This is a genomic window from Mycobacterium sp. IS-2888 (genome assembly GCF_001954215.1).
GTDB lineage: Bacteria > Actinomycetota > Actinomycetes > Mycobacteriales > Mycobacteriaceae > Mycobacterium.
The window spans coordinates 15,286-38,032 of the sequence record NZ_MBET01000066.1 but is presented as its reverse complement, the minus strand read 5'-3'; the positions used below and the strand labels follow the sequence as shown (position 1 = coordinate 38,032).

At 67.5% G+C, this 22,747-nt stretch carries 24 protein-coding genes; 10 read left to right on the top strand and 14 right to left on the bottom strand.

The genetic code is table 11. The features are described 5' to 3' along the window. Positions 1–52 precede the first annotated feature (52 nt). Positions 53–838 carry a helix-turn-helix domain-containing protein gene (locus A5745_RS11640; protein ID WP_076116118.1) on the top strand — a complete coding sequence of 262 codons (786 nt, stop codon included), beginning with the start codon at positions 53–55 and terminating at the stop codon, positions 836–838. Between the two features lie 20 nt (positions 839–858). Here A5745_RS11640 and A5745_RS11635 read toward each other — a convergent pair whose 3' ends face one another. Beyond that, positions 859–1,080 carry a hypothetical protein gene (locus tag A5745_RS11635; RefSeq protein WP_076064323.1) on the bottom strand — a complete coding sequence of 74 codons (222 nt, stop codon included), beginning with the start codon at positions 1,078–1,080 and terminating at the stop codon, positions 859–861. Positions 1,081–1,220: 140 nt separating this feature from the next. Between A5745_RS11635 and purL the strand changes: the two genes are divergently transcribed. From purL to purM, 4 genes are all read left to right on the top strand, one after another. Further along, positions 1,221–3,497 (top strand): phosphoribosylformylglycinamidine synthase subunit PurL, encoded by a 2,277-nt coding sequence (gene purL / locus A5745_RS11630; protein WP_139329575.1) that lies wholly within the window; start codon positions 1,221–1,223, stop codon positions 3,495–3,497. Positions 3,498–3,553: 56 nt separating this feature from the next. Continuing rightward, positions 3,554–3,943, top strand: coding sequence for a sterol carrier family protein (locus A5745_RS11625; RefSeq protein WP_076116116.1), 390 nt, complete (start codon positions 3,554–3,556; stop codon positions 3,941–3,943). Between the two features lie 138 nt (positions 3,944–4,081). Further along, on the top strand, positions 4,082–5,617 hold the full coding sequence (gene purF / locus A5745_RS11620) for an amidophosphoribosyltransferase (protein ID WP_076064326.1): 1,536 nt from the start codon (positions 4,082–4,084) through the stop codon (positions 5,615–5,617). Positions 5,618–5,664: 47 nt separating this feature from the next. Next, positions 5,665–6,759, top strand: coding sequence for a phosphoribosylformylglycinamidine cyclo-ligase (gene purM / locus A5745_RS11615; RefSeq protein ID WP_076064327.1), 1,095 nt, complete (start codon positions 5,665–5,667; stop codon positions 6,757–6,759). Between the two features lie 54 nt (positions 6,760–6,813). Here the strand turns inward: purM and A5745_RS11610 are convergent, their stop codons facing one another. Next, positions 6,814–6,999 (bottom strand): DUF3073 domain-containing protein, encoded by a 186-nt coding sequence (locus A5745_RS11610; RefSeq protein ID WP_076064328.1) that lies wholly within the window; start codon positions 6,997–6,999, stop codon positions 6,814–6,816. Between the two features lie 147 nt (positions 7,000–7,146). Next, entirely contained in the window at positions 7,147–8,232 is a 1,086-nt protein-coding gene (locus tag A5745_RS11605) for a folate-binding protein YgfZ (RefSeq protein ID WP_076116115.1), read from the bottom strand. Positions 8,233–8,282: 50 nt separating this feature from the next. Between A5745_RS11605 and A5745_RS11600 the strand changes: the two genes are divergently transcribed. Beyond that, positions 8,283–9,146 (top strand): aminodeoxychorismate lyase, encoded by an 864-nt coding sequence (locus tag A5745_RS11600; protein WP_139329573.1) that lies wholly within the window; start codon positions 8,283–8,285, stop codon positions 9,144–9,146. Between the two features lie 283 nt (positions 9,147–9,429). On the opposite strand, the gene A5745_RS11595 is transcribed toward A5745_RS11600, so the two are convergent. The 7 genes from A5745_RS11595 to lmeA form a co-directional block, all read right to left on the bottom strand. Next, on the bottom strand, positions 9,430–10,095 hold the full coding sequence (locus A5745_RS11595; RefSeq protein ID WP_076064331.1) for an FABP family protein: 666 nt from the start codon (positions 10,093–10,095) through the stop codon (positions 9,430–9,432). A gap of 149 nt (positions 10,096–10,244) precedes the next feature. Continuing rightward, the gene (locus A5745_RS11590; RefSeq protein ID WP_076064332.1) at positions 10,245–10,547 is read right to left on the bottom strand and encodes a DUF1416 domain-containing protein; all 303 of its coding nucleotides are present in this window, start codon (positions 10,545–10,547) and stop codon (positions 10,245–10,247) included. A gap of 1 nt (position 10,548) precedes the next feature. Next, entirely contained in the window at positions 10,549–11,382 is an 834-nt protein-coding gene (locus A5745_RS11585) for a sulfurtransferase (RefSeq protein WP_076116113.1), read from the bottom strand. A 35-nt stretch (positions 11,383–11,417) separates the two neighbouring features. Then, the gene (locus A5745_RS11580) at positions 11,418–11,897 is read right to left on the bottom strand and encodes a DUF4395 domain-containing protein (RefSeq protein WP_076116112.1); all 480 of its coding nucleotides are present in this window, start codon (positions 11,895–11,897) and stop codon (positions 11,418–11,420) included. Positions 11,898–11,995: 98 nt separating this feature from the next. Beyond that, positions 11,996–12,109, bottom strand: coding sequence for an Ms5788A family Cys-rich leader peptide (locus tag A5745_RS25355; protein ID WP_369805001.1), 114 nt, complete (start codon positions 12,107–12,109; stop codon positions 11,996–11,998). Between the two features lie 5 nt (positions 12,110–12,114). Then, on the bottom strand, positions 12,115–12,531 hold the full coding sequence (locus A5745_RS11575; protein ID WP_076116252.1) for a thioredoxin family protein: 417 nt from the start codon (positions 12,529–12,531) through the stop codon (positions 12,115–12,117). 73 nt (positions 12,532–12,604) lie between these two features. After that, positions 12,605–13,414 (bottom strand): mannan chain length control protein LmeA, encoded by an 810-nt coding sequence (gene lmeA / locus A5745_RS11570; RefSeq protein ID WP_076064335.1) that lies wholly within the window; start codon positions 13,412–13,414, stop codon positions 12,605–12,607. Positions 13,415–13,619: 205 nt separating this feature from the next. Here lmeA and A5745_RS11565 point away from each other — a divergent pair, with 205 nt between their 5' ends. The 4 genes from A5745_RS11565 to pstB all read left to right on the top strand — a co-directional run bounded on the left by A5745_RS11565 (position 13,620) and on the right by pstB (position 17,565). Then, on the top strand, positions 13,620–14,390 hold the full coding sequence (locus tag A5745_RS11565) for a response regulator transcription factor (RefSeq protein WP_139329555.1): 771 nt from the start codon (positions 13,620–13,622) through the stop codon (positions 14,388–14,390). After that, entirely contained in the window at positions 14,387–15,319 is a 933-nt protein-coding gene (mshD, locus tag A5745_RS11560; protein ID WP_076116111.1) for a mycothiol synthase, read from the top strand. Before A5745_RS11565 ends, mshD begins: the two co-directional genes overlap by 4 nt. Positions 15,320–15,492: 173 nt before the next feature. After that, complete coding sequence (gene pstS / locus A5745_RS11555; RefSeq protein WP_076116250.1) at positions 15,493–16,611, top strand: phosphate ABC transporter substrate-binding protein PstS; 1,119 nt, start codon at positions 15,493–15,495, stop codon at positions 16,609–16,611. Positions 16,612–16,788: 177 nt separating this feature from the next. Next, complete coding sequence (pstB, locus tag A5745_RS11550) at positions 16,789–17,565, top strand: phosphate ABC transporter ATP-binding protein PstB (protein WP_076064337.1); 777 nt, start codon at positions 16,789–16,791, stop codon at positions 17,563–17,565. Here the strand turns inward: pstB and phoU are convergent. From phoU to A5745_RS11530, 4 genes are all read right to left on the bottom strand, one after another. Further along, on the bottom strand, positions 17,541–18,230 hold the full coding sequence (gene phoU / locus A5745_RS11545) for a phosphate signaling complex protein PhoU (protein ID WP_076064338.1): 690 nt from the start codon (positions 18,228–18,230) through the stop codon (positions 17,541–17,543). The two genes, pstB and phoU, sit on opposite strands and share 25 nt — an antisense overlap. A 57-nt stretch (positions 18,231–18,287) precedes the next feature. Beyond that, positions 18,288–20,342, bottom strand: coding sequence for an LCP family protein (locus A5745_RS11540; protein WP_076116110.1), 2,055 nt, complete (start codon positions 20,340–20,342; stop codon positions 18,288–18,290). Positions 20,343–20,495: 153 nt separating this feature from the next. Next, positions 20,496–21,629: a tRNA dihydrouridine synthase DusB gene (gene dusB, locus A5745_RS11535; protein WP_076116109.1), complete on the bottom strand. Its 1,134-nt coding sequence runs from the start codon at positions 21,627–21,629 to the stop codon at positions 20,496–20,498. 7 nt (positions 21,630–21,636) lie between these two features. Further along, entirely contained in the window at positions 21,637–22,659 is a 1,023-nt protein-coding gene (locus A5745_RS11530; RefSeq protein ID WP_076059570.1) for an acyl-ACP desaturase, read from the bottom strand. Between the last annotated feature and the right edge of the window lie 88 nt (positions 22,660–22,747).

Below are 22,747 nucleotides of genomic sequence, written 5' to 3'. Positions count from 1 at the left end.
ATTACCTCGGAGGTCATCGCCGCGGTGCGCGCGACGTGGTTACCGTTGCTTCGTGAGCGATGCCGCGGTGGGTGTCCTGTTGCGCGAATGGCGGGCTCGCCGCCGGGTGAGTCAGCTCGACCTGTCGCTGAGCGTGGGTGTGTCGGCGCGGCATCTGAGCTTCATCGAGACCGGGCGTTCGCGGCCCAGTCCCGAGATGGTGCTCGCGCTCGCCGAGGGCCTCGACGTTCCGTTGCGGGAGCGCAACTCGCTGCTGCTCGCAGCCGGGTTTGCGCCGCGCTACCAGTCGCGCCCGCTCGAGGATGCCGCGCTGTCCCCGGCCCGCGATGCCATCCAGCGCCTGCTCGACGCGCACGACCCCTACCCGGGCATCGTCATCGACCGGTGCTGGAACATCGTCGGGACCAATGCGGCGGCGTCCGCGCTGACCGCCGGTCTGCCCGAGCATCTGCTCGGCCCGCCGGCCAACGTGTACCGGCTGTGCCTGCATCCCGACGGCCTCGCCCCGCGGACCCTGAATTTCGACGAATGGGCGGGCTATCTGCTGAGTCAGCTCCGGCGCACGATCGCGCTCACCGGCGACCCGGTGTTGCTGGCGATCGACGAGGAGGTGCGCGGCTACCCGGGAGTCGCGGCCGCCGCGGCCGCGCGGGGCATGCCGGCCGACAACGCCTCGCTGCTGATTCCTTTGGTGCTCGACGCCGGCGGCGGGAAGCGGCTCTCAATGTTCACGACGCTCACGACGTTCGGAACCCCGCTCGACGTCACCCTCGCCGAGCTCGCCGTCGAACTGTTCTACCCGGCGGACACGGAAAGCGCGCGCATGCTCCGCGGGTAGCACGCACGCGGCTCGCTGGCCTACAAACGCTTGGCGAGCAGGTGCTCGGCCATCTCGGCGCCCTTGCGGCTATCCGATTGCGCCTTGCGGAAAAGGTCGGCGACTTCGTCGTCGCCGTCGCGTTCCGCATCCTGAATGTAGGTTTCCAGCCGCAGTGCGTTGTCGAGGCACTTCTCGGTGTACCAAATGAGGTTGTAGTTCTTGTCTTTGGTGCCGGTGACGTTTCCCGTTTCGGCGGTCATCTCGTTCCTCCCTGTCGTCACTTGCCGGACGACAGTCGGCTACCCGCCGATCCGGGGCACAAACGCACGTCGCGGCGTCGGAGGCGGGGCCACCCTAGACTGTCTGCGTGACCGTCTCCGGAACGGGCGCGCGCGTCCAGGTGATCGATACCGTCGAGCACGCCGCGACCACTCCCGACCAGCCGCAACCCTTTCGCGAGCTCGGCCTCAAAGACGACGAGTACCAGCGGATACGCGAGATCCTGGGCCGCCGGCCCACCGACACCGAGCTGGCGATGTACTCGGTGATGTGGAGCGAGCACTGCTCGTATAAGTCCTCCAAAGTTCACCTGCGCTACTTCGGTGAGACCACGACCGACGAGATGCGCGCCGGCATGCTGGCCGGGATCGGCGAGAACGCCGGGGTCGTCGATATCGGCGACGGCTGGGCGGTGACCTTCAAGGTGGAGTCGCACAACCACCCGTCGTACGTGGAGCCCTACCAGGGCGCCGCCACCGGCGTCGGAGGCATCGTCCGCGACATCATGGCCATGGGCGCGCGGCCCGTTGCGGTGATGGATCAGCTTCGCTTCGGTGCGGCCGACGCGCCCGACACCCGCCGCGTGCTCGACGGCGTGGTTCGCGGCATCGGCGGTTACGGAAACTCGTTGGGACTGCCCAACATCGGCGGCGAGACGGTGTTCGACGCCTCGTATGCGGGCAACCCGCTGGTCAACGCGCTGTGTGTCGGCGCGCTGCGCAAGGAGGATCTCCACCTGGCCTTCGCGTCCGGAACCGGAAACAAGATCATCCTGTTCGGCGCGCGCACCGGCCTCGACGGCATCGGCGGCGTGTCGGTGTTGGCTTCGGAAACCTTCGGCGGCGACGAGGGCGGAGGCCCCGGCCGCAAGAAGCTGCCCTCGGTGCAGGTGGGCGACCCGTTCACCGAGAAGGTGCTCATCGAATGCTGCCTCGAGCTGTACGCGGGCGGGTTGGTGATCGGCATCCAAGACCTCGGCGGGGCCGGATTGTCCTGCGCCACATCGGAACTCGCGTCGGCAGGCGACGGCGGCATGCGGGTCGAGCTGGACAACGTGCCGCTGCGCGCCGCCAACATGACGCCAGCGGAGATCCTGTCCAGCGAATCGCAGGAGCGGATGTGCGCGGTGGTCGCGCCCGAGAATGTCGACGCCTTCCTCGCGGTCTGCCGCAAGTGGGAGGTGCTGGCCACCGTCATCGGCGAGGTCACCGACGGCGACCGGCTGCAGATCACCTGGCGCGGCGAGACGGTCGTCGACGTGCCACCGCGCACCGTCGCCCACGAAGGTCCGGTGTATCAGCGCCCGGTCGCCCGCCCCGAATCGCAGGACGCCTTGAATGCCGACACCTCGAGCGGGCTGCCGCGGCCGGCCACCGGGGACGAGCTGCGCGCGACTTTGCTTGCGCTGCTGGGCAGTCCGCACCTGTGCAGCCGGGCGTTCATCACCGAGCAGTACGACCGCTATGTGCGGGGCAACACCGTGCTGGCCGAGCACGCCGACGGCGGAGTGCTGCGCATCGACGAGACGACCGGCCGCGGCATCGCGGTGTCGACCGACGCGTCGGGGCGCTACACGCTGCTGGATCCTTATGTCGGCGCCCAGCTGGCGCTGGCCGAGGCGTACCGCAACGTCGCGGTCACCGGTGCGACGCCGGTCGCGGTGACCAACTGCCTCAACTTCGGCTCACCCGAGGATCCCGGCGTGATGTGGCAATTCGCCCAGGCGGTGCGGGGTCTGGCGGATGGCTGTGCGGCCCTGGGGATTCCGGTCACCGGCGGCAACGTGAGCTTCTACAACCAGACCGGGACGGCGGCGATCCTGCCCACGCCGGTCGTCGGGGTGCTGGGTGTCTTAGATGACGTGAGCCGACGTCTCCACACGTCTTTCGGCAGCGAACCGGGGGAGACCCTGCTGCTGCTGGGTGACACGCGCGACGAATTCGACGGTTCGATCTGGGCGCAGGTGACGGCCAACCATCTCGGCGGGCGGCCGCCGGCGGTTGACCTGGCGCGCGAGAAGCTACTGGCCGAGGTGCTGAGCTCGGCGTCGCGGGACGGGCTGGTGTCCGCCGCGCACGACCTGTCCGAGGGCGGCCTGGCGCAGGCCATCGTCGAATCGGCCCTGGCCGGTGAAACCGGTTGCCGCATAGTACTTCCCGAGGGCGCCGATCCGTTCGTCGCGTTGTTTTCCGAATCGGCCGGCCGGGCGCTGGTGGCCGTGCCGCGAACCGAGGAGAGCCGATTCCGGTCCATGTGTGAGGTGCGGGGACTACCCGCCGTCCGCATCGGCGTCGTCGATCAGGGCTCGGATTCCGTGGAGGTGCAGGGGCTGTTCACGGTCTCGCTGGCGGAACTGCGCGAGACCTCCGAGTCGGTGTTGCCGCGATTCTTCGGATAGCGCGTCAAACCCACGCTCGGCGGGAAGGATCTGGGGGCGTGATGGCACCCTGAGGTATGGCCGTCCGTCAGAAAGTCGATCCGGCCAAGACCCGGCAGGCCGTCCTAGCCGTCGTCGACTGGCTGCGCGACGAGACCCGTCCGGCGCCCGACCGCGATGCCCTGGCGACCGCGGTGCGCCTCACCGCACGCACCCTGGCCGCTGTGGCGCCCGGCGCCAGCGTCGAGGTCCGGATCCCGCCGTTCGTCGCGGTGCAGTGCGTCGCCGGGCCCAGGCACACCCGCGGCACGCCACCCAATGTGGTGGAGGCCGACCCACGGACATGGCTGCTGCTTGCCACCGGGATGGTGTCGCTGGCGCAGGCGAAGAGCGCCGGCACGCTGACGTTATCGGGCTCCCGGGCGGGTGAAATCGACCACTGGCTGCCCCTGATAGCTGTCGGCTGAACATCACCCTGAACTGCAGGTTTAGACTTAAGACATGCATATTTCGGTGCCCAACACGCGTGCTGAATTCGTCGCTGAGGCCACCGTGCCCGTAGACTCCGTTACGTCACCAACCGTTCCCCAGGGAGCCGCCAACCCGTGACCGTCCAGGAACCCCAGCAGGACCTGAACTCGCCCCGTGAAGAGTGCGGCGTATTCGGGGTCTGGGCCCCCGGTGAAGAAGTCGCCAAGCTCACGTACTACGGCTTGTACGCGCTGCAACATCGCGGCCAGGAGGCCGCGGGCATCGCAGTCGCCGACGGTTCGCAGGTGCTGGTGTTCAAAGACCTCGGCCTGGTCAGTCAGGTGTTCGACGAGCAGACGCTGGGCGCCATGCAAGGCCACGTCGCCATCGGGCACTGCCGCTACTCCACCACGGGCGACACCACGTGGGAAAACGCTCAGCCCGTGTTCCGCAACACCGCGGCGGGCACCGGAGTTGCGTTGGGGCACAACGGAAATCTGGTGAACACCGCTGAGCTTGCGGCCCGCGCCCGCGATGCCGGGCTGATCGCGAAGCGCTGCCCCGCGCCGGCGACCACCGACTCGGACATCCTGGGCGCGCTGCTGGCCCACGGTGCGGCCGATTCCACGCTGGAACAGGCGGCGCTGGAACTGCTGCCGACCGTGCGCGGCGCTTTCTGTCTGACGTTCATGGACGAGAACACGCTGTACGCGTGCCGCGACCCCTACGGGGTGCGCCCGCTGTCGCTCGGACGGCTGGATCGCGGCTGGGTGGTGGCCTCCGAAACCGCCGCGCTCGACATCGTCGGTGCCTCGTTCGTGCGCGACATCGAACCGGGTGAACTGCTGGCCATCGACGCCGACGGGGTGCGCTCCACGCGTTTCGCCAACCCCACGCCCAAGGGCTGCGTGTTCGAGTACGTCTACCTGGCGCGTCCGGACAGCACGATCGCCGGCCGGTCCGTGCACGCCACCCGCGTCGAGATCGGGCGCCGGCTGGCCCGCGAATGCCCGGTCGAGGCCGACCTGGTGATCGGTGTGCCGGAATCCGGCACGCCCGCCGCGGTGGGATACGCGCAGGAGTCCGGCATCCCGTATGGCCAGGGCCTGATGAAGAACGCCTATGTCGGGCGCACCTTCATCCAGCCGTCGCAGACCATCCGTCAGCTCGGCATCCGGCTGAAGCTCAACCCGCTCCGGGAGGTGATCCGCGGCAAGCGGCTCATCGTCGTCGACGACTCGATCGTTCGGGGTAACACGCAGCGCGCCTTGTTGCGAATGCTGCGCGAGGCCGGTGCCGTCGAGGTCCACGTGCGCATCGCCTCGCCGCCGGTGAAGTGGCCGTGCTTCTACGGCATCGACTTCCCGTCACCGGCGGAGCTGATCGCCAACGCCGTCGAGGACGAGGCGGAAATGCTCGAAGCGGTGCGGCACGCGATCGGGGCGGACACCCTCGGCTACGTCTCGCTGCGGGGCATGGTCGCGGCTTCCGAGCAGCCGGCCTCGCGGCTGTGTACCGCTTGCTTCGACGGCAAGTATCCGATCGAACTGCCCAGCGAAACCGCGCTCGGCAAGAACGTCATCGAGCACATGCTCGCCAACGCGGCGCGGGGGTCCGGGCTCGACGATCTGGCGCCCGGCGACGTACCCGAACTACCGGTCGCGCACTGACGACGTTTGATACCGGCGGCGAGCGCCGCCCGGTAGCCTTTATCGCGATGACGGATCCCGGAAAGAGCCCCGGACGCAGCCCGGGCGGCCAGGGCATCACCTACGCGACGGCCGGGGTGGACATTGAGGCCGGCGACCGCGCTGTCGAATTGTTCAAGCCGCTGGCCACCAAGGCCACCAGGCCCGAGGTTCGCGGCGGGCTGGGCGGATTCGCCGGACTGTTCGCGTTGCGCGGCGGCTACCGCGAACCGGTGCTGGCGGCCTCCACTGACGGCGTCGGCACCAAGCTCGCGGTCGCTCAGGCGATGGACAAACACGACACCGTTGGGCTCGACCTGGTGGCGATGGTCGTCGACGACCTCGTGGTCTGCGGCGCCGAACCGCTCTTTCTGCAGGACTACATCGCCGTCGGCCGGACCGTGCCGGAACGGCTGAGCGCGATTGTCAGCGGCATCGCCGAGGGATGTGTGCGGGCGGGATGCGCGCTGCTCGGCGGTGAGACCGCCGAACACCCCGGTCTGATGGAACCCGATCACTACGACATCTCGGCCACCGGTGTGGGCATCGTCGAGGCCGACGACGTGCTGGGGCCTGACCGCGTCAAGCCCGGCGACGCCATCATCGCGCTGGGCTCATCGGGCCTGCACTCCAACGGGTACTCGCTGGCGCGCACCGTCCTGCTCGAAATCGACCGGATGAACCTCGCCGGCTATGTCGAGGAGTTCGGCCGCACCCTGGGCGAGGAACTGCTGGAGCCCACCCGGATCTACGCCAAAGACTGCCTGGCGCTGGCCGCCGAAACCCACGTCCGTACGTTCTGCCACGTCACCGGCGGCGGGCTGGCCGGAAACCTGCAACGTGTCATCCCGCATGGCCTGACCGCCGAGGTCGACCGCGGCACGTGGACGCCCGCGCCGGTGTTCGCGATGATCGCCCAGCGGGGCCGGGTTACGCGCGAGGAGATGGAAAAGACGTTCAACATGGGCGTCGGCATGATCGCCGTCGTGGCCCCGGAAGACACCGACCGCGCCCTGGCGATCCTGACCGCACGGCACTTGGACAGCTGGGTGTTGGGAACCGTTTGCAAGGGTGGCAAAGCGGGCCCGCGGGCCCGGCTGGTCGGACAACATCCGCGCTTCTAAGGGGCTGCGACAAGCACGATGCCGACGCGAAACGCATCGGCATACAAGAGTGGTCTAGCGGCGCCAGTCGTCCTCGTGATCCCACGAGTCGTCAGCGGCCTCGCCGTTCGGCTCGTCGGAATCGTCTGCGCTCGTCCCTGACAGCTCGCGCTGGAGCCGCTGGAAGTCGGTCTGCGGGGAGCTGTACTTAAGTTCTCGAGCAACCTTGGTCTGCTTTGCCTTAGCCCGGCCGCGGCCCATGGGGGAACCCCCTCGCGCAATAACGGAGCGGCCTAACGAGTAGGCGGCTCCGATCTCTTGGTGTCGTTATTGTCCTGCCGACAGTTTACCGTGCCGCACGGTTGGGCGCCGGTGCCCCCTGCCCGCCGTGGCGGACCATATCGCCAATCATCGCGTACCTCCCCGCAACCGTTCAACGGCCAGCCTGCCCGCGCCGATCTGTTCGACGGCCGGCAGCGAGTCGGGGTCGATGACCGCGGCTTGGTCGCCTATCGCGAGCTCGGTGTCGGCGGGCAGCCCGCGCTTGAGCAGCGCTAGCGCCACCGGCCCCAGGTCCACGTGGTCGACGACCGTTCCGAGGCGTCCGACGGTGCGACCGCCGGCCAGCACCGCGTCGCCCGTCGAGGGTCGCTCCACCGAACCGTCGAGGTGCAACAACACCAGCATCCGCGGCGGTTTCCCGAGGTTATGGACCCGCGCGACGGTCTCCTGCCCGCGATAGCAGCCCTTGTCCAGATGGACCGCTCCTTCACCCGGACCGCCGATCCAGCCCACCTCGTGCGGGATGGTGCGCTCGTCGGTGTCGACACCGAGCCGGGGACGACGGGCCGCGACTCGGTGGGCCTCGTAGGCCCACACTCCGGCGGGGCGCAGACCCGCCTGCTGCAGGCGGGCCTTCCAATCGTCCGCCTCGCCACGCGGTACGAGTAGGTCCAGCTCGATGTGGCCGGCAATGGCGGCGGGCATCCGCCGCGCAAAGCCGGCACCGGCGAGCGGGACCGCAGTCAGCTCGGCGGGCATGCTATCCAGCCCCAGCACGTTCAGCACCGCCTGGTCAGCCAGCCGCGGCCCCAGCAGCGACAGCACCGCCATGTCCGCGGCGGCCGCCGTTACGTCCGACCAGAACACCATCTTGCGCAGGTAGCTCAGCAGCGGCTCGCCCCGCCACGGTTCGGTATCGAGGTAGGTGGTGCCGCCCAGCTCGCTCTGGATCCAGTGGTCCTCGACCCGGCCCTGGCCGTCGAGGCTGAGGTTTTCGGTGCTGGCGCCCTCGGCGAGGTCGCTGACGTGTTGGGTCGAAATGTTGTGCAGCCAGGTCTGCCGGTCGCTTCCGGTCAGGGTGAGCACCGCGCGATGCGAGCGGTCCACGACCGCCGCATCGGTTTCGGCCGCCCGCTGCTCGCCCAGCGGATCGCCGTAATGCCAGATCGCACCCGCGTCGGGGCCGGGGTCGGGCGCAGGGACTGCGTTCATGACTCAACTCTACGGAGCCGAGTGTGCGGCTAAGCTTCACCACCATGGGTGTGATCGTCACGCTGGACGGTGAGATACATCCGCCAGAGGCCCCGCTGCTGCACGCCGACGACCTCGCCGCCGTTCGCGGCGACGGCATCTTCGAGACGCTATTGGTCCGCGACGGCACCGCGTGTCTGGTCGAATCCCATTTGCAGCGGCTGACGCAGTCGGCGAAATTCATGGATCTGCCCGCGCCCGATCTCACGGGCTGGCGGCACGCGATCGAGGTGGCGACGCGGCAGTGGGTCGCGAACACCGCCGACGAGGGCGCGATGCGGTTGATCTGCAGCCGGGGCCGCGAGAGCGGATCAGCTCCCACGGCGTACGTGATGGTCACTCCCGTCCCGGAACGAGTCGCCGCGGTCCGGCATGACGGATTGTCGGCGCTCACGCTGGACCGCGGATTGCCGGCCACCGGCGCCGACGCGATGCCGTGGCTACTGGCCGGCGCCAAAACACTGTCGTACGCGGTCAACATGGCCGCCCTGCGCCATGCCGCCCGGCAGGGTGCCGGCGACGTGATCTTCGTCAGCTCGGACGGCTTCATCCTGGAGGGCCCCCGCTCGACGGTGGTCATCGCCACCCAGTCCGGGGCGGGTGATCCGTGCCTGCTGACGCCGCCGCCGTGGTACCCGATCCTGCGGGGTACGACGCAACAGGCCCTGTTCGAGGTCGCCCGGGCCAAGGGCTACGACTGCGACTATCGGGCGCTGCGTGTCGCGGATTTGCATGCCGCCCAAGGGATTTGGCTGGTGTCGAGCATGACGCTGGCGGCCCGGGTGCACACGCTTGACGGCCGGGCACTGCCCCGGTCCCCGCTGGCCGCCGAATTCGCCGAACTGGTGGACGCAGCGATCGTCAGCGATCGCTGAGCGCTGAATTCTGTTGTCGCCTCGCGCAATGGCGGGTACGGTCGGCCGTACACAAGGAAGGAGGTGGTCCGCGAAATTGATAGCTTCATGGACATGTGAGGTGGCTACGCGCTAGCTGCATTGGCTCGGAAGAGCTAGCGATCAACGCGCGCTGGCGAATTCCCCGTAGCCACCCGGCCCCCGAGCTTCCGGTCTGTCCAACCAGGAGCATCGCTCGGGGGCCGCTCCATGTCAGGCCTCGGTCGGCTTAGCCGGCTACGGAATCCACTGCCGCCAACCGCAATTACCCGGCGAACCGCGACAGCCGCGCCGAAAGGTGTGGCACCAGACCGCCATCGGCGTCCACGCGTTCCTCGACGTAGGCCAGATCGCCGCCCTCGACGATGCCGTAGAGGCGCTTGGCCCCGCCGACAAGGACTCCGGATCGGCTCCGGGCCAAGGCGTCGGTCACCAGTTCCCACGACGACTGGGTGCGGGGGCGCCCGTAGAACAGTTCGACGTAGCCGGCCGAATGGGCCAGCAGCAACTCGATGGCCTGGGACTCGCTCGGATCGTCGGGATCGTTGACGAAACGCCAGAATCCCGTCTCGCGCAGGCCGGGTTCCTGGTACTCGCCGGCGTCGTCGAGCCGCCAGGAGCGGGCTTCCCAATTCAGGTAGTCGCCGCCGTCGTGCGATACCACGATCTGCTGACCGAATCGGTAGTCGCCGTCGGCCGCGCGGCCCTCACCTTCGCCACGCCACACGCCGACCAGCGGCAGCAGTGCCAGCAGCGTGTCATTGAGGTTGGCACCCTCACGCAGGTTGGCGGTATCGGCGGGGACGGGCAAGTCGTCGAAGGCGGGGATGTTGCGGGATGCGGTGACCTTGGCGCGTTCGGCAGCGGCGGCCACGGCGCGATCGCCGGAACCCGCGGAACCGGCCGGTCCGTCAGGGGCCTCGGACGTCACGACTCGTCAGTGATGAGCCGGTAGAGCGTGTACAGCGCGAACCATGAGATGAACACCGTCATCCCGACCAGGATGATCTCGAAGAAGAGCACCACGGGGGCAAGTCTATTCGTCCCCCGGCGTGCGGGGCCTTCCGGTCGGGGCCGCCGTCAGGCGACCTTGACGTCCACCTCGTGGATGCCCGCGCCGGACGGCGTCACCACGGCGTCGCCATTGCCGACCGCCGACAGCGCGCGCACCGTCCAGGAGCCCGGAGCGGCGAAGAACCGGAAGTCGCCCGTGGCGGATGCGACGACCTCGGCCGTGAACTCGTCCGAAGAGTCCAGCAAGCGGACGAACGCACCACCGACGGCCTGGCCGTCGCGGTCAACGACGCGGCCGGTGATCACCGTTTCCTTCTCCAGGTCGACGCTCGCGGGCAATGTCAGCCCTTGCTTCGGTCCAGAGCACATATCAACTTCCCAACTCGATCGGGGCACCCACCAGGGAGCCGTATTCCGTCCAACTGCCGTCGTAGTTCTTAACGTTCTTGTGTCCCAGCAATTCCTGCAGCACGAACCAGGTGTGCGACGAACGCTCCCCGATTCGGCAGTACGCGATCGTTTCTTTCGTGCCGTCCAGCCCCGCGTCGGCGTAGAGCTTGGCCAGCTCGTCGTCGGACTTGAAGGTGCCGTCCTCGTTGGCGGCCTTGCTCCACGGGACGTTGATCGCGCCGGGGATGTGGCCCGGCCGCTGGCTCTGCTCTTGCGGCAGGTGCGCCGGCGCGAGGATCTTGCCGGAGAACTCGTCGGGCGAACGCACGTCGACGAGGTTCTTGGTGTTGATGGCGGCGATGACCTCGTCGCGGAATGCTCTGATGCTGTTGTCCGGCGCGGCCGCCGTGTAGGAGGTCGTGGGTCTGCTGACGGTGTCGCTGGACAGCGGGCGCCGATCGAGCTCCCACTTCTTGCGACCGCCGTCGAGCAGCTTGACCTTGTCGTGGCCGTAGAGCTTGAAGTACCAGTACGCGTAGGCGGCGAACCAATTGTTGTTGCCGCCGTAGAGGATCACGGTGTCGTCGTTGGAGATGCCGCGGTCGGAGAGCAGTTTGGAGAACTGCTGGGCGTCGACGAAGTCACGCTTGACCGGGTCCTGCAAGTCGGTGCGCCAATCCAGCTTGATCGCGCCCGGGATGTGCCCGCCGTCGTAGGCGCTGGTGTCTTCGTCGACTTCGACGAAGACGACGTTCGCGGCGTCGAGATTGCTCTCGGCCCAGTCAGCGGAGACCAGGACGTCGGAGCGTGCCATGGTGGGGTTCCTTTCGGTTTCTTCTAACGAGGTGGTCAGCCGGGTTGCGCGGAACGGGTGGTCGGCCGGAAACGCGCGACGAGGGGGTAGAGCTGGCAGCCAAGGCAGATGCCGAAGGCCGCGTTCAGGAAGGCGGCAACCAGAGCCGCCGCGGTGGCGATGACGCCCAGCAGCGGCGCGCCGCCCGCGAATCCGGCGACGCCGACGACCGCGAAGATCAGTCCGACGAGTTGGGCGAACTTCAGCGGCGGCACCGGTTCGCGCTCGGAGACCGGGCCCAGCCTGGGCGGCACGACGGCGGCGAACATCCGCCCATAGGGATGACGGCGCGGCCCGCCCGCGGCACCGATGGCAAAAACCACGGCCTGCAGAGCCAGGATGAGCGCGGCGGCCGGCGCGCTGACCGCCGAGACGATCAGCGTGACGACTAGGACCGCGGTCGTGACCCAGGCGGTGAACCTGGGCCCGCGGACGTCGACGCGGTCCGGTTGGGTGCTGGTGTTGCTGCTTGACACGAACGACTCCTAGGTACGCCTATTGCACGGAAACGGTGGAGGCATGCCACGGTGGGGCTCCGGGCTGCTCCGAGAGCTACGCGGAAGGGCGCGGCTACTCAGCAGCTACAGCAACAACAACAACCCGCGATGCGGCACAGATCGACTGCGCGACGCTTGGTGAGCATGGGCTCGAGGCGGGCTGACACGTCGGCAAGCTTACCCAATGACATGGTGATCAAGCCAACAGCGGTTCGAGTGCCGACCGCAGCTCGGCGGCCTTCGGCACTCCCGAGGCCCGGTACCGCTGTCGCCCGTCGATATCGAAGATCAACGTGGTGGGCAGCGACAGAACCGAAAATCGGCTTGCTGCCTGCGGATTGGCGTCCAAATCAACCTCAACGTGGGCCACGTCGCCGAGGTCGTCGCAGACCTGGTCGACCACCCGGCGGACGCGATCACAGGGCCCGCACCACGGCGCGCTGAAGTGCACGACGGTCGGTCCGCTGCGAGAAAGGCCTAGGTCAGCGGCGTCCACGCCGGCGACCGACTCCGACTGAACTTCGCGGATATTTCCGGAGCGCCGGGTGAGCAACCATCCCGCGAGGGTTGCCACCACGACCGCCGCCACGATCGCGACGATGACGGTGTTCATGTGCGCCACTCTCCCCCGCAAGCGGGAGGTGCCCCCACCTCATCGCTGCGCTCTGCATCGTCGTCGGCGCAATTCATGACTGTTTGAACCCGTCGAGGCTGACCGTTACTCCCCGGGTGACGCCCTCGATGATGACGTCGGAGCCACGTGCGCCTTCGCTGGTGGGTGCGACGCCGAACGGAAGCCGCTGGTTGGGCAGCCTGGTGTTGAATGCGCGCAACACCGCATCCCGCTTGTCGTCGGGCACGGCCTGGTCGGCGGTGTCCGGGCCGGTCAGGACGCCAGTCGGCGTGATCAGCAGCGTCGCCTGGTCGTCGGGGGCGATGGAAAGGTCCACCGAAACGCTGACCCGGTGCTCGAAGCCGGCCGAATGCGGCGTGCCGCTGAACACCAGGCCGTGGTTGTCGGAGATGCCCGAGGCGGTGACGCCGCCGGTGGCGGTGTTGGTTTCCTTCGGTGGCGCCTCGACCATCAGGTCGCTGATGCCCATATACCGGCCCAGGTGCGTCGAGTCGACGATGATGCGGCTCTCCAGCCGGCCCACCGGGAGCTTCGCATCGGGCCTGATCAGCCACGACGCATGGGTCAGGTCGACCGAATACATCGTGGCTTCGAGGGTGGCCTTGCCGACCTTCGCGTGATCGACGGCGTTGGCCTTGATCTCGACCTGGTCGTAGTGGTCGCGCATCGCCTGCGGAAGAAAGGGAAAAGCCAGGATCGCGACGAACGGGTCTGACCCCAGATTTGCCGCTTTGCGCACGTTGCACGACAGCCGGTATTCGGCGTAGATGCTGGCCCCGTAGTCGACGCCGACGGCCCCGATGGCGATCACGGCTACCGCGGCGGCCGCGATCATCCAGATCAGCACCCTGCGCATCCGCATATTGTGGCCTGTCCATCGGCGGGCCGCTGCAGCCGCCGGGCGCCGACCGCTCCCGCTGCGGCCAGAGCGCTTCGTCACACTCCGCTCCGAAGGGCTTCGTCGCCGGGCCAACTGCCTGGTGGCACGTTATCGTTAGATGACCTGGCCACTAACGCTGCGTTGCGTTACCTATTTGGGAGATGCCTTTCCCACGAGCTGGAGGGGCTTGTTGGAGCTTTTACTGCTGACCTCGGAGCTGCATCCCGACCCGGTCCTGCCGTCGTTGTCGCTGCTGCCGCATACCGTCCGGACGGCGCCGCCAGAACCGTCCTCGTTGTTGGAGGCCGGAACCGCGGACGCCGTGCTCGTCGACGCGCGCACGGACCTGTCGTCGGCGCGCGGCCTGTGCCGTTTGCTGAGCACGGCCGGCCGGTCGGTCCCGGTCCTGGCGGTCGTCAGCGAGGGCGGCCTGGTGGCGGTCAGCGCCGACTGGGGTTTGGACGAAATCCTGCTGCCCAGCACCGGGCCGGCCGAGATCGACGCCAGGCTGCGGCTGGTCATCGGCCGCCGCGGCGGGCTGGCCGACCAGGAAAGCGCGGGCAAGGTCAGCCTGGGCGAGCTGGTGATCGACGAGGGCACCTACACCGCGCGATTGCGCGGGCGTCCGCTTGATCTCACCTACAAGGAATTCGAGCTGTTGAAGTACCTGGCCCAGCATGCCGGCCGGGTGTTCACCCGTGCGCAACTGCTGCACGAGGTGTGGGGCTATGACTTCTTCGGCGGCACCCGGACCGTCGATGTGCACGTGCGGCGACTGCGGGCCAAACTCGGCCCCGAGTATGAGGCGTTGATCGGCACGGTACGCAACGTGGGCTACAAGGCCGTCCGGCCGGCGCGCGGGCGGGCGCCCGTTGCCGAATCCGAGGAGACCGAAGAGGGCCAGCCCGACACAGACGGCCTGGGGAACCCGCTGGGCGACCGGCTACACACTCAGTGACGTCGTCGGACCGCGAGCCCGAATGGCGCTCGGCGCTCACCCCCGAAGAGCAGCACGGCGTGCGCGAACTCGTCTCGGCGGCAACCGAATTCGACGGTGTCGCACCCGTCGGCGAACAGGTGCTGCGAGAACTCGGCCACGACCGCACCGACCACCTGCTGGTCGTCGGTTCGGACACCGCGCTCCTCGGCTACCTCAACCTCAGCCCGCCACGCGATGGCGGCGCGGGGATGGCCGAGCTGGTGGTGCATCCGCAGGCCCGCCGGCGCGGAATTGGCGCGGCGCTGGCACGCGCGGCCCTCGCCAAAACCGCAGGGCGCAACCAGTTTTGGGCGCACGGCACCCTCGAGCCCGCGCAGGCAGCGGCGTCGGCGTTGGGTTTGATCCCCGTCCGCGAACTCGTTCAGATGCGGCGCTCGCTGCGCGATGTCCCCGACACCGTGGCCCCCGTGCCGGGGGTCAAGGTGCGCACGTACGCGGGCGCCGGCGACGACGCCGAGTTGCTGCGGGTCAACAACGCGGCGTTCATCGAACATCCCGAGCAAGGTGGCTGGACCGAAGTCGAGTTGGCGGAGCGGCGCAGCGAACCATGGTTCGACCCGTCGGGGCTGTTCCTGGCGTTCGCCGACGCCGCGAGTGAGCAGGCGGGCAGGCTGCTGGGCTTCCACTGGACAAAAGTGCACCTCGATCAGCCGGGCCTGGGCGAGGTGTACGTCCTGGGTGTCGACCCATCCGCGCAGGGCCGCGGCCTGGGGCAGCTGTTGACGGCCATCGGCATCGAATCGCTGGCGCGGCGGCTCGCCGACTCGGCCGAACCGACGGTGATGCTGTACGTGGAGTCCGACAACGTCGCGGCCGTGCGGACCTACGAGCGCTCGGGTTTCACCACCTACAGTGTCGACACTGCCTACGCGTCGCGCGCCGGCTGACCGGAGGCGCAGGTACACGCCGCGCGGGCCGCGGACTATTCACTGCACGTTCACATGCTCGCCACTCGTATGGGTGCCCGCGGCGCATACTTTCGCGGTGACTTGGCAAACTTCCTTTGGGGGAGTGGCCGCCGGCGCCACAAGCATCCGCGATGCGCGAGGAAGCGAGATCCGTGAGGCTCGACAGGGTGGGGAGGGCGCTGGCGGCCGCGATGTTGGCGGTGCTGGTCGGTGGCGGGGCCCTGGCGGGGTGTGGCGGCGACGGCAATCGGGGCGCCTCGGCGGCCACCCCGGGATCGGCCGGCGCGGCGGGGTGTGCCGGCAAGGACGGGCTGACCGCGGAAGGCTCGACCGCTCAGCAGCACGCGATGGAGTTGTTCAGCCAGGTGTGGGGCCGGTCCTGCCCCGGCAAGCGGGTGGCCTACAACCCGAGCGGCTCGGGCGCGGGCCGGGATCAGTTCATCGCCGGACATGTCGACTTCGCCGGAGCCGATTCCCCGTTGGTAGCCGATCAAATCGGTCCGGCGGCCAAACGCTGCGCCGGAAACCCGGCGTGGGATCTGCCGTTGGTTTTCGGGCCTGTTGCGCTGGTCTACAACCTGCCGGGAGTCGGCGGGCTGGTCCTCAGTAGCGACGCGCTGGCGAGAATCTTCAGCGGCAGGATTTCGGCGTGGAACGACCCGATACTCGCTGCGCTCAATCCGGGCGTGGCCCTGCCGGACACCAAGATCACGCCGATCTATCGGTCGGATTCGTCGGGAACCACCGACAACGTGCAGAAGTATCTGACGGCGGCCGCGCCGCAGAGCTGGACCAGGGGCGTCGGCACCGACTTCCAGGGCGGTGTCGGCAGAGGCGCCACGAAGTCGGATGGCGTCACTCAGGCGGTCCTGGCCACGCCGGGCGCCATCGGATACGTCGAGAAGGGGTTCGCCGATCAGGCCCACCTGCCGTACGCCCGGATCGACACCGGCAACGGCGTGGTTGCGCTGAGCGCCGACACGGCACGCAACGCGACCAACGCGGCCCGCTTCGTGACCGACGGCAACGACCTGGTGCTGGACCTGAACCCGATGTACGACGCCAAAGACCCGCACGCCTACCCGCTCGAGCTGGCCAGCTACGAAATCGTGTGCTCGAAAGGCTACGATCCCGACACCGCGCGGGCGATCAAGTCGTTCCTCACCGTGGCCGCCAAGGACGGTCAGGCCGGGCTCTCGGCGGCCGGCTATGTTCCGCTGCCCGATAATGTCAAGGAGCGATTGGTCGCCGCGATCGACGCACTGCAGTAGCCCATGGGCGTAAGGAGCGAACTGTGACGGGATCACAGTGACAGAAACCCACCCGGCGGGTTCGGGTGTGGTTGCCGCCGCGCCCTTTCCGGAGTCACTCGTCGGCCCAGTTGTGGGGTGCCGCGTTAACCCTCATTCTGATGATCGCGGATATCGGGCCGTGGGCAGGAGTAGTTAGTGGCCAAGCGATTGGACCTGAAAGACGTCAACATCTACTACGGGATTTTTCACGCGGTCTCGGACGTGTCGTTGTCGATCCTGCCCCGCAGCGTCACCGCCTTCATCGGGCCGTCCGGCTGCGGCAAGACCACCGTGCTGCGCACGCTCAACCGGATGCACGAGGTGATCCCCGGCGCCCGGGTCGAGGGCAGCGTGTTGCTCGACGACGAAAACATCTATGCCGCCAATATCGACCCGGTGGGAGTTCGCCGCGCGATCGGGATGGTGTTCCAGCGGCCAAACCCATTCCCCGCCATGTCGATTCGGGACAACGTGGTCGCCGGCCTGAAGCTACAGGGCGTCCGCAATCGCAAGCTGCTCGACGAGACCGCCGAGTACTCACTGCGCGGCGCGAACCTGTGGGACGAGGTCAAGGACCGGATGGACAGGCCGGGCGGCGGGTTGTCTGGTGGCCAGCAGCAGCGCTTGTGCATCGCGCGCGCCATCGCCGTCCAACCCGACGTGTTGCTGATGGATGAGCCGTGCTCCTCGCTGGACCCGATCTCGACGATGGCCATCGAAGACCTGATCAGTGAGTTGAAGCAGGACTACACCATCGTCATCGTCACGCACAACATGCAGCAGGCCGCCCGGGTAAGCGATCAGACGGCGTTTTTCAACTTGGAAGCCGTAGGAAAGCCCGGCCGGCTGATCGAGATCGACGACACCGAGAAGATCTTCTCCAACCCCACTCAGAAAGCCACCGAGGACTACATCTCCGGCCGCTTCGGCTGATGCCCGGCGGACGCCGCATCGTCCTCGGGGAATCTGCCGGTCGCCTGGAAAATGACGCGCCTGGCCACTTCGACCGCGTGGTCGGCGAAGCGCTCGTAGAACCGGCCCAGCAACGTCACGTCGACGGCGGCGGCCACGCCGTACTTCCATTCCCGGTCCATCAGCACCGAGAACAGGTGGCGGTGCAGGTCGTCCATGGCGTCGTCTTCTTCGCGGATCCGGGCCGCCTTCTCGGGATCGCGGGACAACACCACCTCTTGGGCGCTATTGCCCAATTCGACTGCGACTCTGCCCATCTCGGCGAAGTAGCCATTGACCTCTTCGGGCAGGGCGTGCTGGGGGTGACGCCGACGGGTGATCTTGGCGACGTGTAAGGCCAGCGCGCCCATCCGGTCGATGTCGGCCACCATCTGAATCGCGCTCACGATAGATCTCAGGTCACCGGCGACTGGAGCCTGCAACGCCAGCAGCACGAAGGCGCTTTCCTCGGCATGTGCGCTCAGCCTGGCGATCTTTTCGTGGTCGGAGATCACCTGCTCGGCCAGCACCAGGTCGGCCTGCAGCAGGGCTTGCGTGGCCCGCTCCATGGCGATCCCGGCCAGCCCGCACATCTCGCCGAGCCGCTCGGACAATTCCGCGAGCTGCTCATGGTAGGCGGTCCGCATGTCCTCAAGACTACGTTCTCGAGGCCGAAAAAGGCGGTCGACCGACGCGAGAAACGGTTAACCGCAGGTGGTGTCGGCGGCGTTGGTGACGCTCAGGTCGTCGGGCAGCTTGGTCGGTGCGCTTCCGGAACCACGCTCTATCTGCATGCTGATCGGCGAACCGCTCGGTGCCGGAGTGCTCACCGAGTTGAAGTCGAGGCCGAGCACCACCTGGACGACCTGCCCGTAGCCGGAGACCCGCTGCACCTTTGCGTTGGCGAACGACGACGCCACCGCGGCCGCGGCCTGTTCGTTGCCAGGCGAGAACAACACCGTCGTCGCGTTCACCGAACTCGGGTAGTCATCAGGCGTCATCACATTGAAACCGTCCCGCTTGAGCTGGGTGGTGGCGGTCGCGGCGAGACCGGTTCGCGCGGTCGCATTGGATACCCGCACCGTGACGTCTTGCGGGGAGGCCGTCGTGACCTGCTGGCGTTGCGCTTCCGGAGCGGCGCTCGGAGGTGTCGTCTTCTTGGTGGTGGGCGCGGTGGTCGGACCCGAGGCTTGGGAAGTCCCCAAATTCCTTGCGTTCTGGTCGTTTTCCTCCGGCAGCGGATCATCGTTGATGATCGCATCGAAAAGCGCCCGCATATCCGCCATGCGTGGCGGCTCGTCGCCGTTCTGGTCCGTGACGCCGGTCGGAACGGTGACAAACGTCATGTGTCCGGCCGCCATGCCCTGCAGCGACTGACCGAGCTGGACCATGTCTTTGGTCTGGACGTTGTCGACGTAGGTGTCGCCGATCACCAAGTTGACGACGTTATTGAGCTTGTTGAGATCGAGCAACGTGTCCTCGGAGATCAACGCACGCAGCAGAGACGACAAGAACAACTGCTGGCGCTTGATCCGGCCGTAGTCACCGTTGGTCTCGGTGGTGACCTGGCGGGCACGCACATAGTTCAAAGCGGTTGGGCCGTCGAGGACTTGACGGCCAGCATGGTCCAAGACCGTGCCCAGTTCGTAGTCGTGCAACGGCGTGGTGGAGCACACCTCGACACCGCCCAGGGCATCGACCATCCTCGCGAAACCGGAAAAGTCGACGGCGATGAAACGGTTGATGTTCAAGCCGGACAGCTTCTGAATTTCCTTCACCAGACACTTGGGACCGCCGAAGGCGAACGCCGAGTTCAGCTTCGTCTCGGTGTAGATCATCTTGGGACCCCACGTCTTGGTCTTCGCGTCGAAGAGGGGTCCGTACTTGGCCGTGTTGGGATTCCAGGCCTCACATTGCATCGGGGTGATCGCGAGGTCGCGGGGGAACGACACCGCAACGACGCGTTTGCGGTTCGCCGGGATGTTGACCAGCATCACCGTGTCCGACCGTGTTCCGTCCGCGGCGTCGGTGTCGCCGGCGCCCATGTTGGCGTTGTCCCCGGCGCGCGAGTCAACCCCGACGATCAAGAAGTTTTCGTCGCCGTACTGTCCACCGGGGTCGCGAATGTCGCCCGAGTCCGGGTCGAGCGCGTTGATCGTGTTGAGGCGGCTGTTTTTCGACGTACTCCACTGCCACGCCCCGCCGGTCAGAACTAGCGCAAGCACGGCGAACAGGGCCGTCAGTGAGCGCCCGGCGAGCAGCAGCGGCCGCCGCCGCGATTTGGGTTTCCGTAGCGGCGCTTCGGCGGTGTCGCCGGGCTCATCGACTGGCGGGTCGAAGGTGTCATCGAGGTCGGCGAGCTCGGAGACGACGTCCAGCGAGTATGCCGGGGTGTCGATGACCTGGGTGTCCTGCAACGCGTTGGGTATTTCCGGCTCGGCGGCATCCGGGGCGAAGTGGTGGTGGCTGGGCCGCCTGACGGCAGACCCACCCACTTTGGCGATCAGGTCGGCAACGGTGACTCCGCCGGAGGTGTGGCAGCCGGCGGGCTCGTCGTCACTGGCTTCGGGCTCGACGGGGGGCTCGATAACGGGCCTCGCGGGCTCCATGAGGGACGGCTCGGGCTGCCATCGGTGGACGCCTTCATTGAGCTCTGGCTCGGAGAACCGCTCCCACGGCGCGGGACGAAGCGTCGGTGGTGGGCCGGCGCTGGAGGCACGCCGACGGCCGGGAGTGGCGTCGTACTCGCCGTCACCCATGTCCTACCGGCCTCCGAATCCTTGATGCGGACGTCAGTGGTGTCCGTGTGCGCGCGTTAACCGGGTAACCCGATCCGCCGCGGAGCGCAATGCAACAAAGCCCACATCGTACTGAGTTATCCCGCGGGACGCGATTTCAGAGAGCGCGCGGGTTCAGCCGCCGGAGTGCATGACATCCGCCCCGGCCGGCACGGTGCAGTCGTCGGGGTCGGTCAGCCACCCCTCGGGCAGGGCCACTCGGGCGGGCGAACCCTGCCGGCCCCGGGGTCCGGTCGCCGCGTCCGGGAAAGCAACGGTGCCGTCCAACCGGTCCAGCAGGGAGTCGAGTTCGGTCAGCGTGCTGACCATCGCCAACGCGCGGCGCAGTTCCGATCCGGCCGGAAAGCCGTGCAGGTACCAGGCGATGTGCTTGCGGATGTCGCGCATGCCCTTGTCTTCGCCGAAGTGCGCGGCCAGCAGCTGCCCGTGCCGGCGGACGATGTCGGCGACCTCGCCCAGTGTGGGCGGGACGGGCGGGGGGCTGCCGGTGAACGCGGCCGACAGTTCGGCGAAAAGCCAGGGCCGGCCGAGGCATCCGCGGCCGATGACCACGCCGTCGCATCCGGTGCTGGCCATCATGGCCAGCGCGTCGCTGGCGTCGTAGATGTCGCCGTTGCCGAGCACGGGGATGGTCCTGACCTCCTGCTTGAGCAGCGCGATCTGTTCCCAATCGGCGGTGCCGGAGTAGCGCTGCGCAGCGGTGCGGGCGTGCAGCGCGACCGCCGCCGCGCCCTCGGCTTCGGCGATGCGGCCGGCATCCAAGTGGGTGTGGTGGTCGTCGTCGATGCCGATGCGGAACTTGACGGTCACCGGTATCGCGGTGCCCTCGGTGGCGCGCACGGCCGCGGCGACGATCTGGCCGAACAGCCGTCGCTTGAACGGCAGGGCCGCTCCGCCGCCCCGTTTGGTCACCTTGGGCACCGGGCAGCCGAAGTTCATGTCGATGTGGTCGGCCAAGCCTTCGTCGGCGATCATCCTGGCGGCCGCGTAGGTGGTGGCGGGGTCGACGGTGTAGAGCTGCAGCGAGCGCGGAGACTCGTCCGCAGAGAACGTCGTCATGTGCATCGTGACGGGGTGGCGCTCGACGAGTGCACGCGCCGTCACCATTTCGCAGACGTACAGCCCGCTGACGGTGCCGACTTTCGACTGTTCCAACTCACGACACAAGGTCCGGAATGCGACGTTGGTCACACCCGCCATCGGCGCCAGCACTACGGGGCTGGCGACCGCGATGGAACCGATGCGCACCGCTGGGTTACCGCCGGCTCATGGTCAACGTGCCCGCGGTCTGGTGCAGCTCATACGCCGTCGTCTTCTTGCCGGTGCGGGCTTCCCGATCGAGCTGGCGCTGCTTGGACACCTCGAACTTGTCGCAGGTCGTCTCGAGTTCCTTGATCAGCAGGGCGAGATCGTCGCGCAACGCGGCGGCTTCACCGGTGAAGTCCTCGCGCTCGAAGATGCGCCATTTCCTCAGCACCGGCATGACGACCTCGTCGAGGTGGATGCGCGGGTCGTAGACGCCGCCGACGGCGATCATGACGGCCTTGCGCCGGAACTCGGGCACCTGGTAGCCGGGCATCTGGAAGTTGCGCAGCACCTTGTGCAGCGACTTCATCACCTGATTGGGCGCGATCTCAAACCCGGCCTCGGTGACGTCGCGGTAGAAGATCATGTGCAGGTTCTCGTCGGCCGAGATCTTGGCCAGCAGCTGGTCGGCGATGGTCTCGTTGCAGGCCTTACCGGTGTTGCGGTGCGAAATCCGGGTCGCCAGCTCCTGGAAGGTGACGTAGGTAATGGAATCGAAGAGGCTCTCGGCGAAGAGGTCTTCTCGAACCTGTTGGTTCTGTCCCGGGCTGAAGCCGCGGTTCACCACTTCCATTCGCAGCTTCTCCAGCTCGAAGGGGTCAACCGCGCGGGTCACCACGAGGTAGTCGCGCAGCGCGATCCCGTGCCGGTTCTCCTCGGCGGTCCAGCGGTTGACCCATTGGCCCCAGGCGCCGTCCAAGCCGAAGTTCATCGCGATCTCGCGGTGGTAAGAGGGCAGGTTGTCCTCGGTCATCAGGTTCTGCACCATCGCCACCTGGGCGACGTCGGAGAGCTTGCTCTGCTCGGGGTGCCAGTCCTGCCCGCCGAGTGCGTAGAAGTTCTTTCCGTCCGACCACGGGATGTAGTCGTGCGGGTTCCAGTCCTTGTGCTTGCTTTCGTGCCGGTTCAGGTATTTCTCGACGGCCGGTTCAAGTTCCTGCAACAGCTGTAGGTCGGTCAGCTCGGCTGACATACTGCCTCCAGTTATCTGTGTCGGTTGGTAGCAGTCAATATATCTGTGTACTTCAGTAGCATCAAGTTCCCTCGCCGCACGTCAGGTC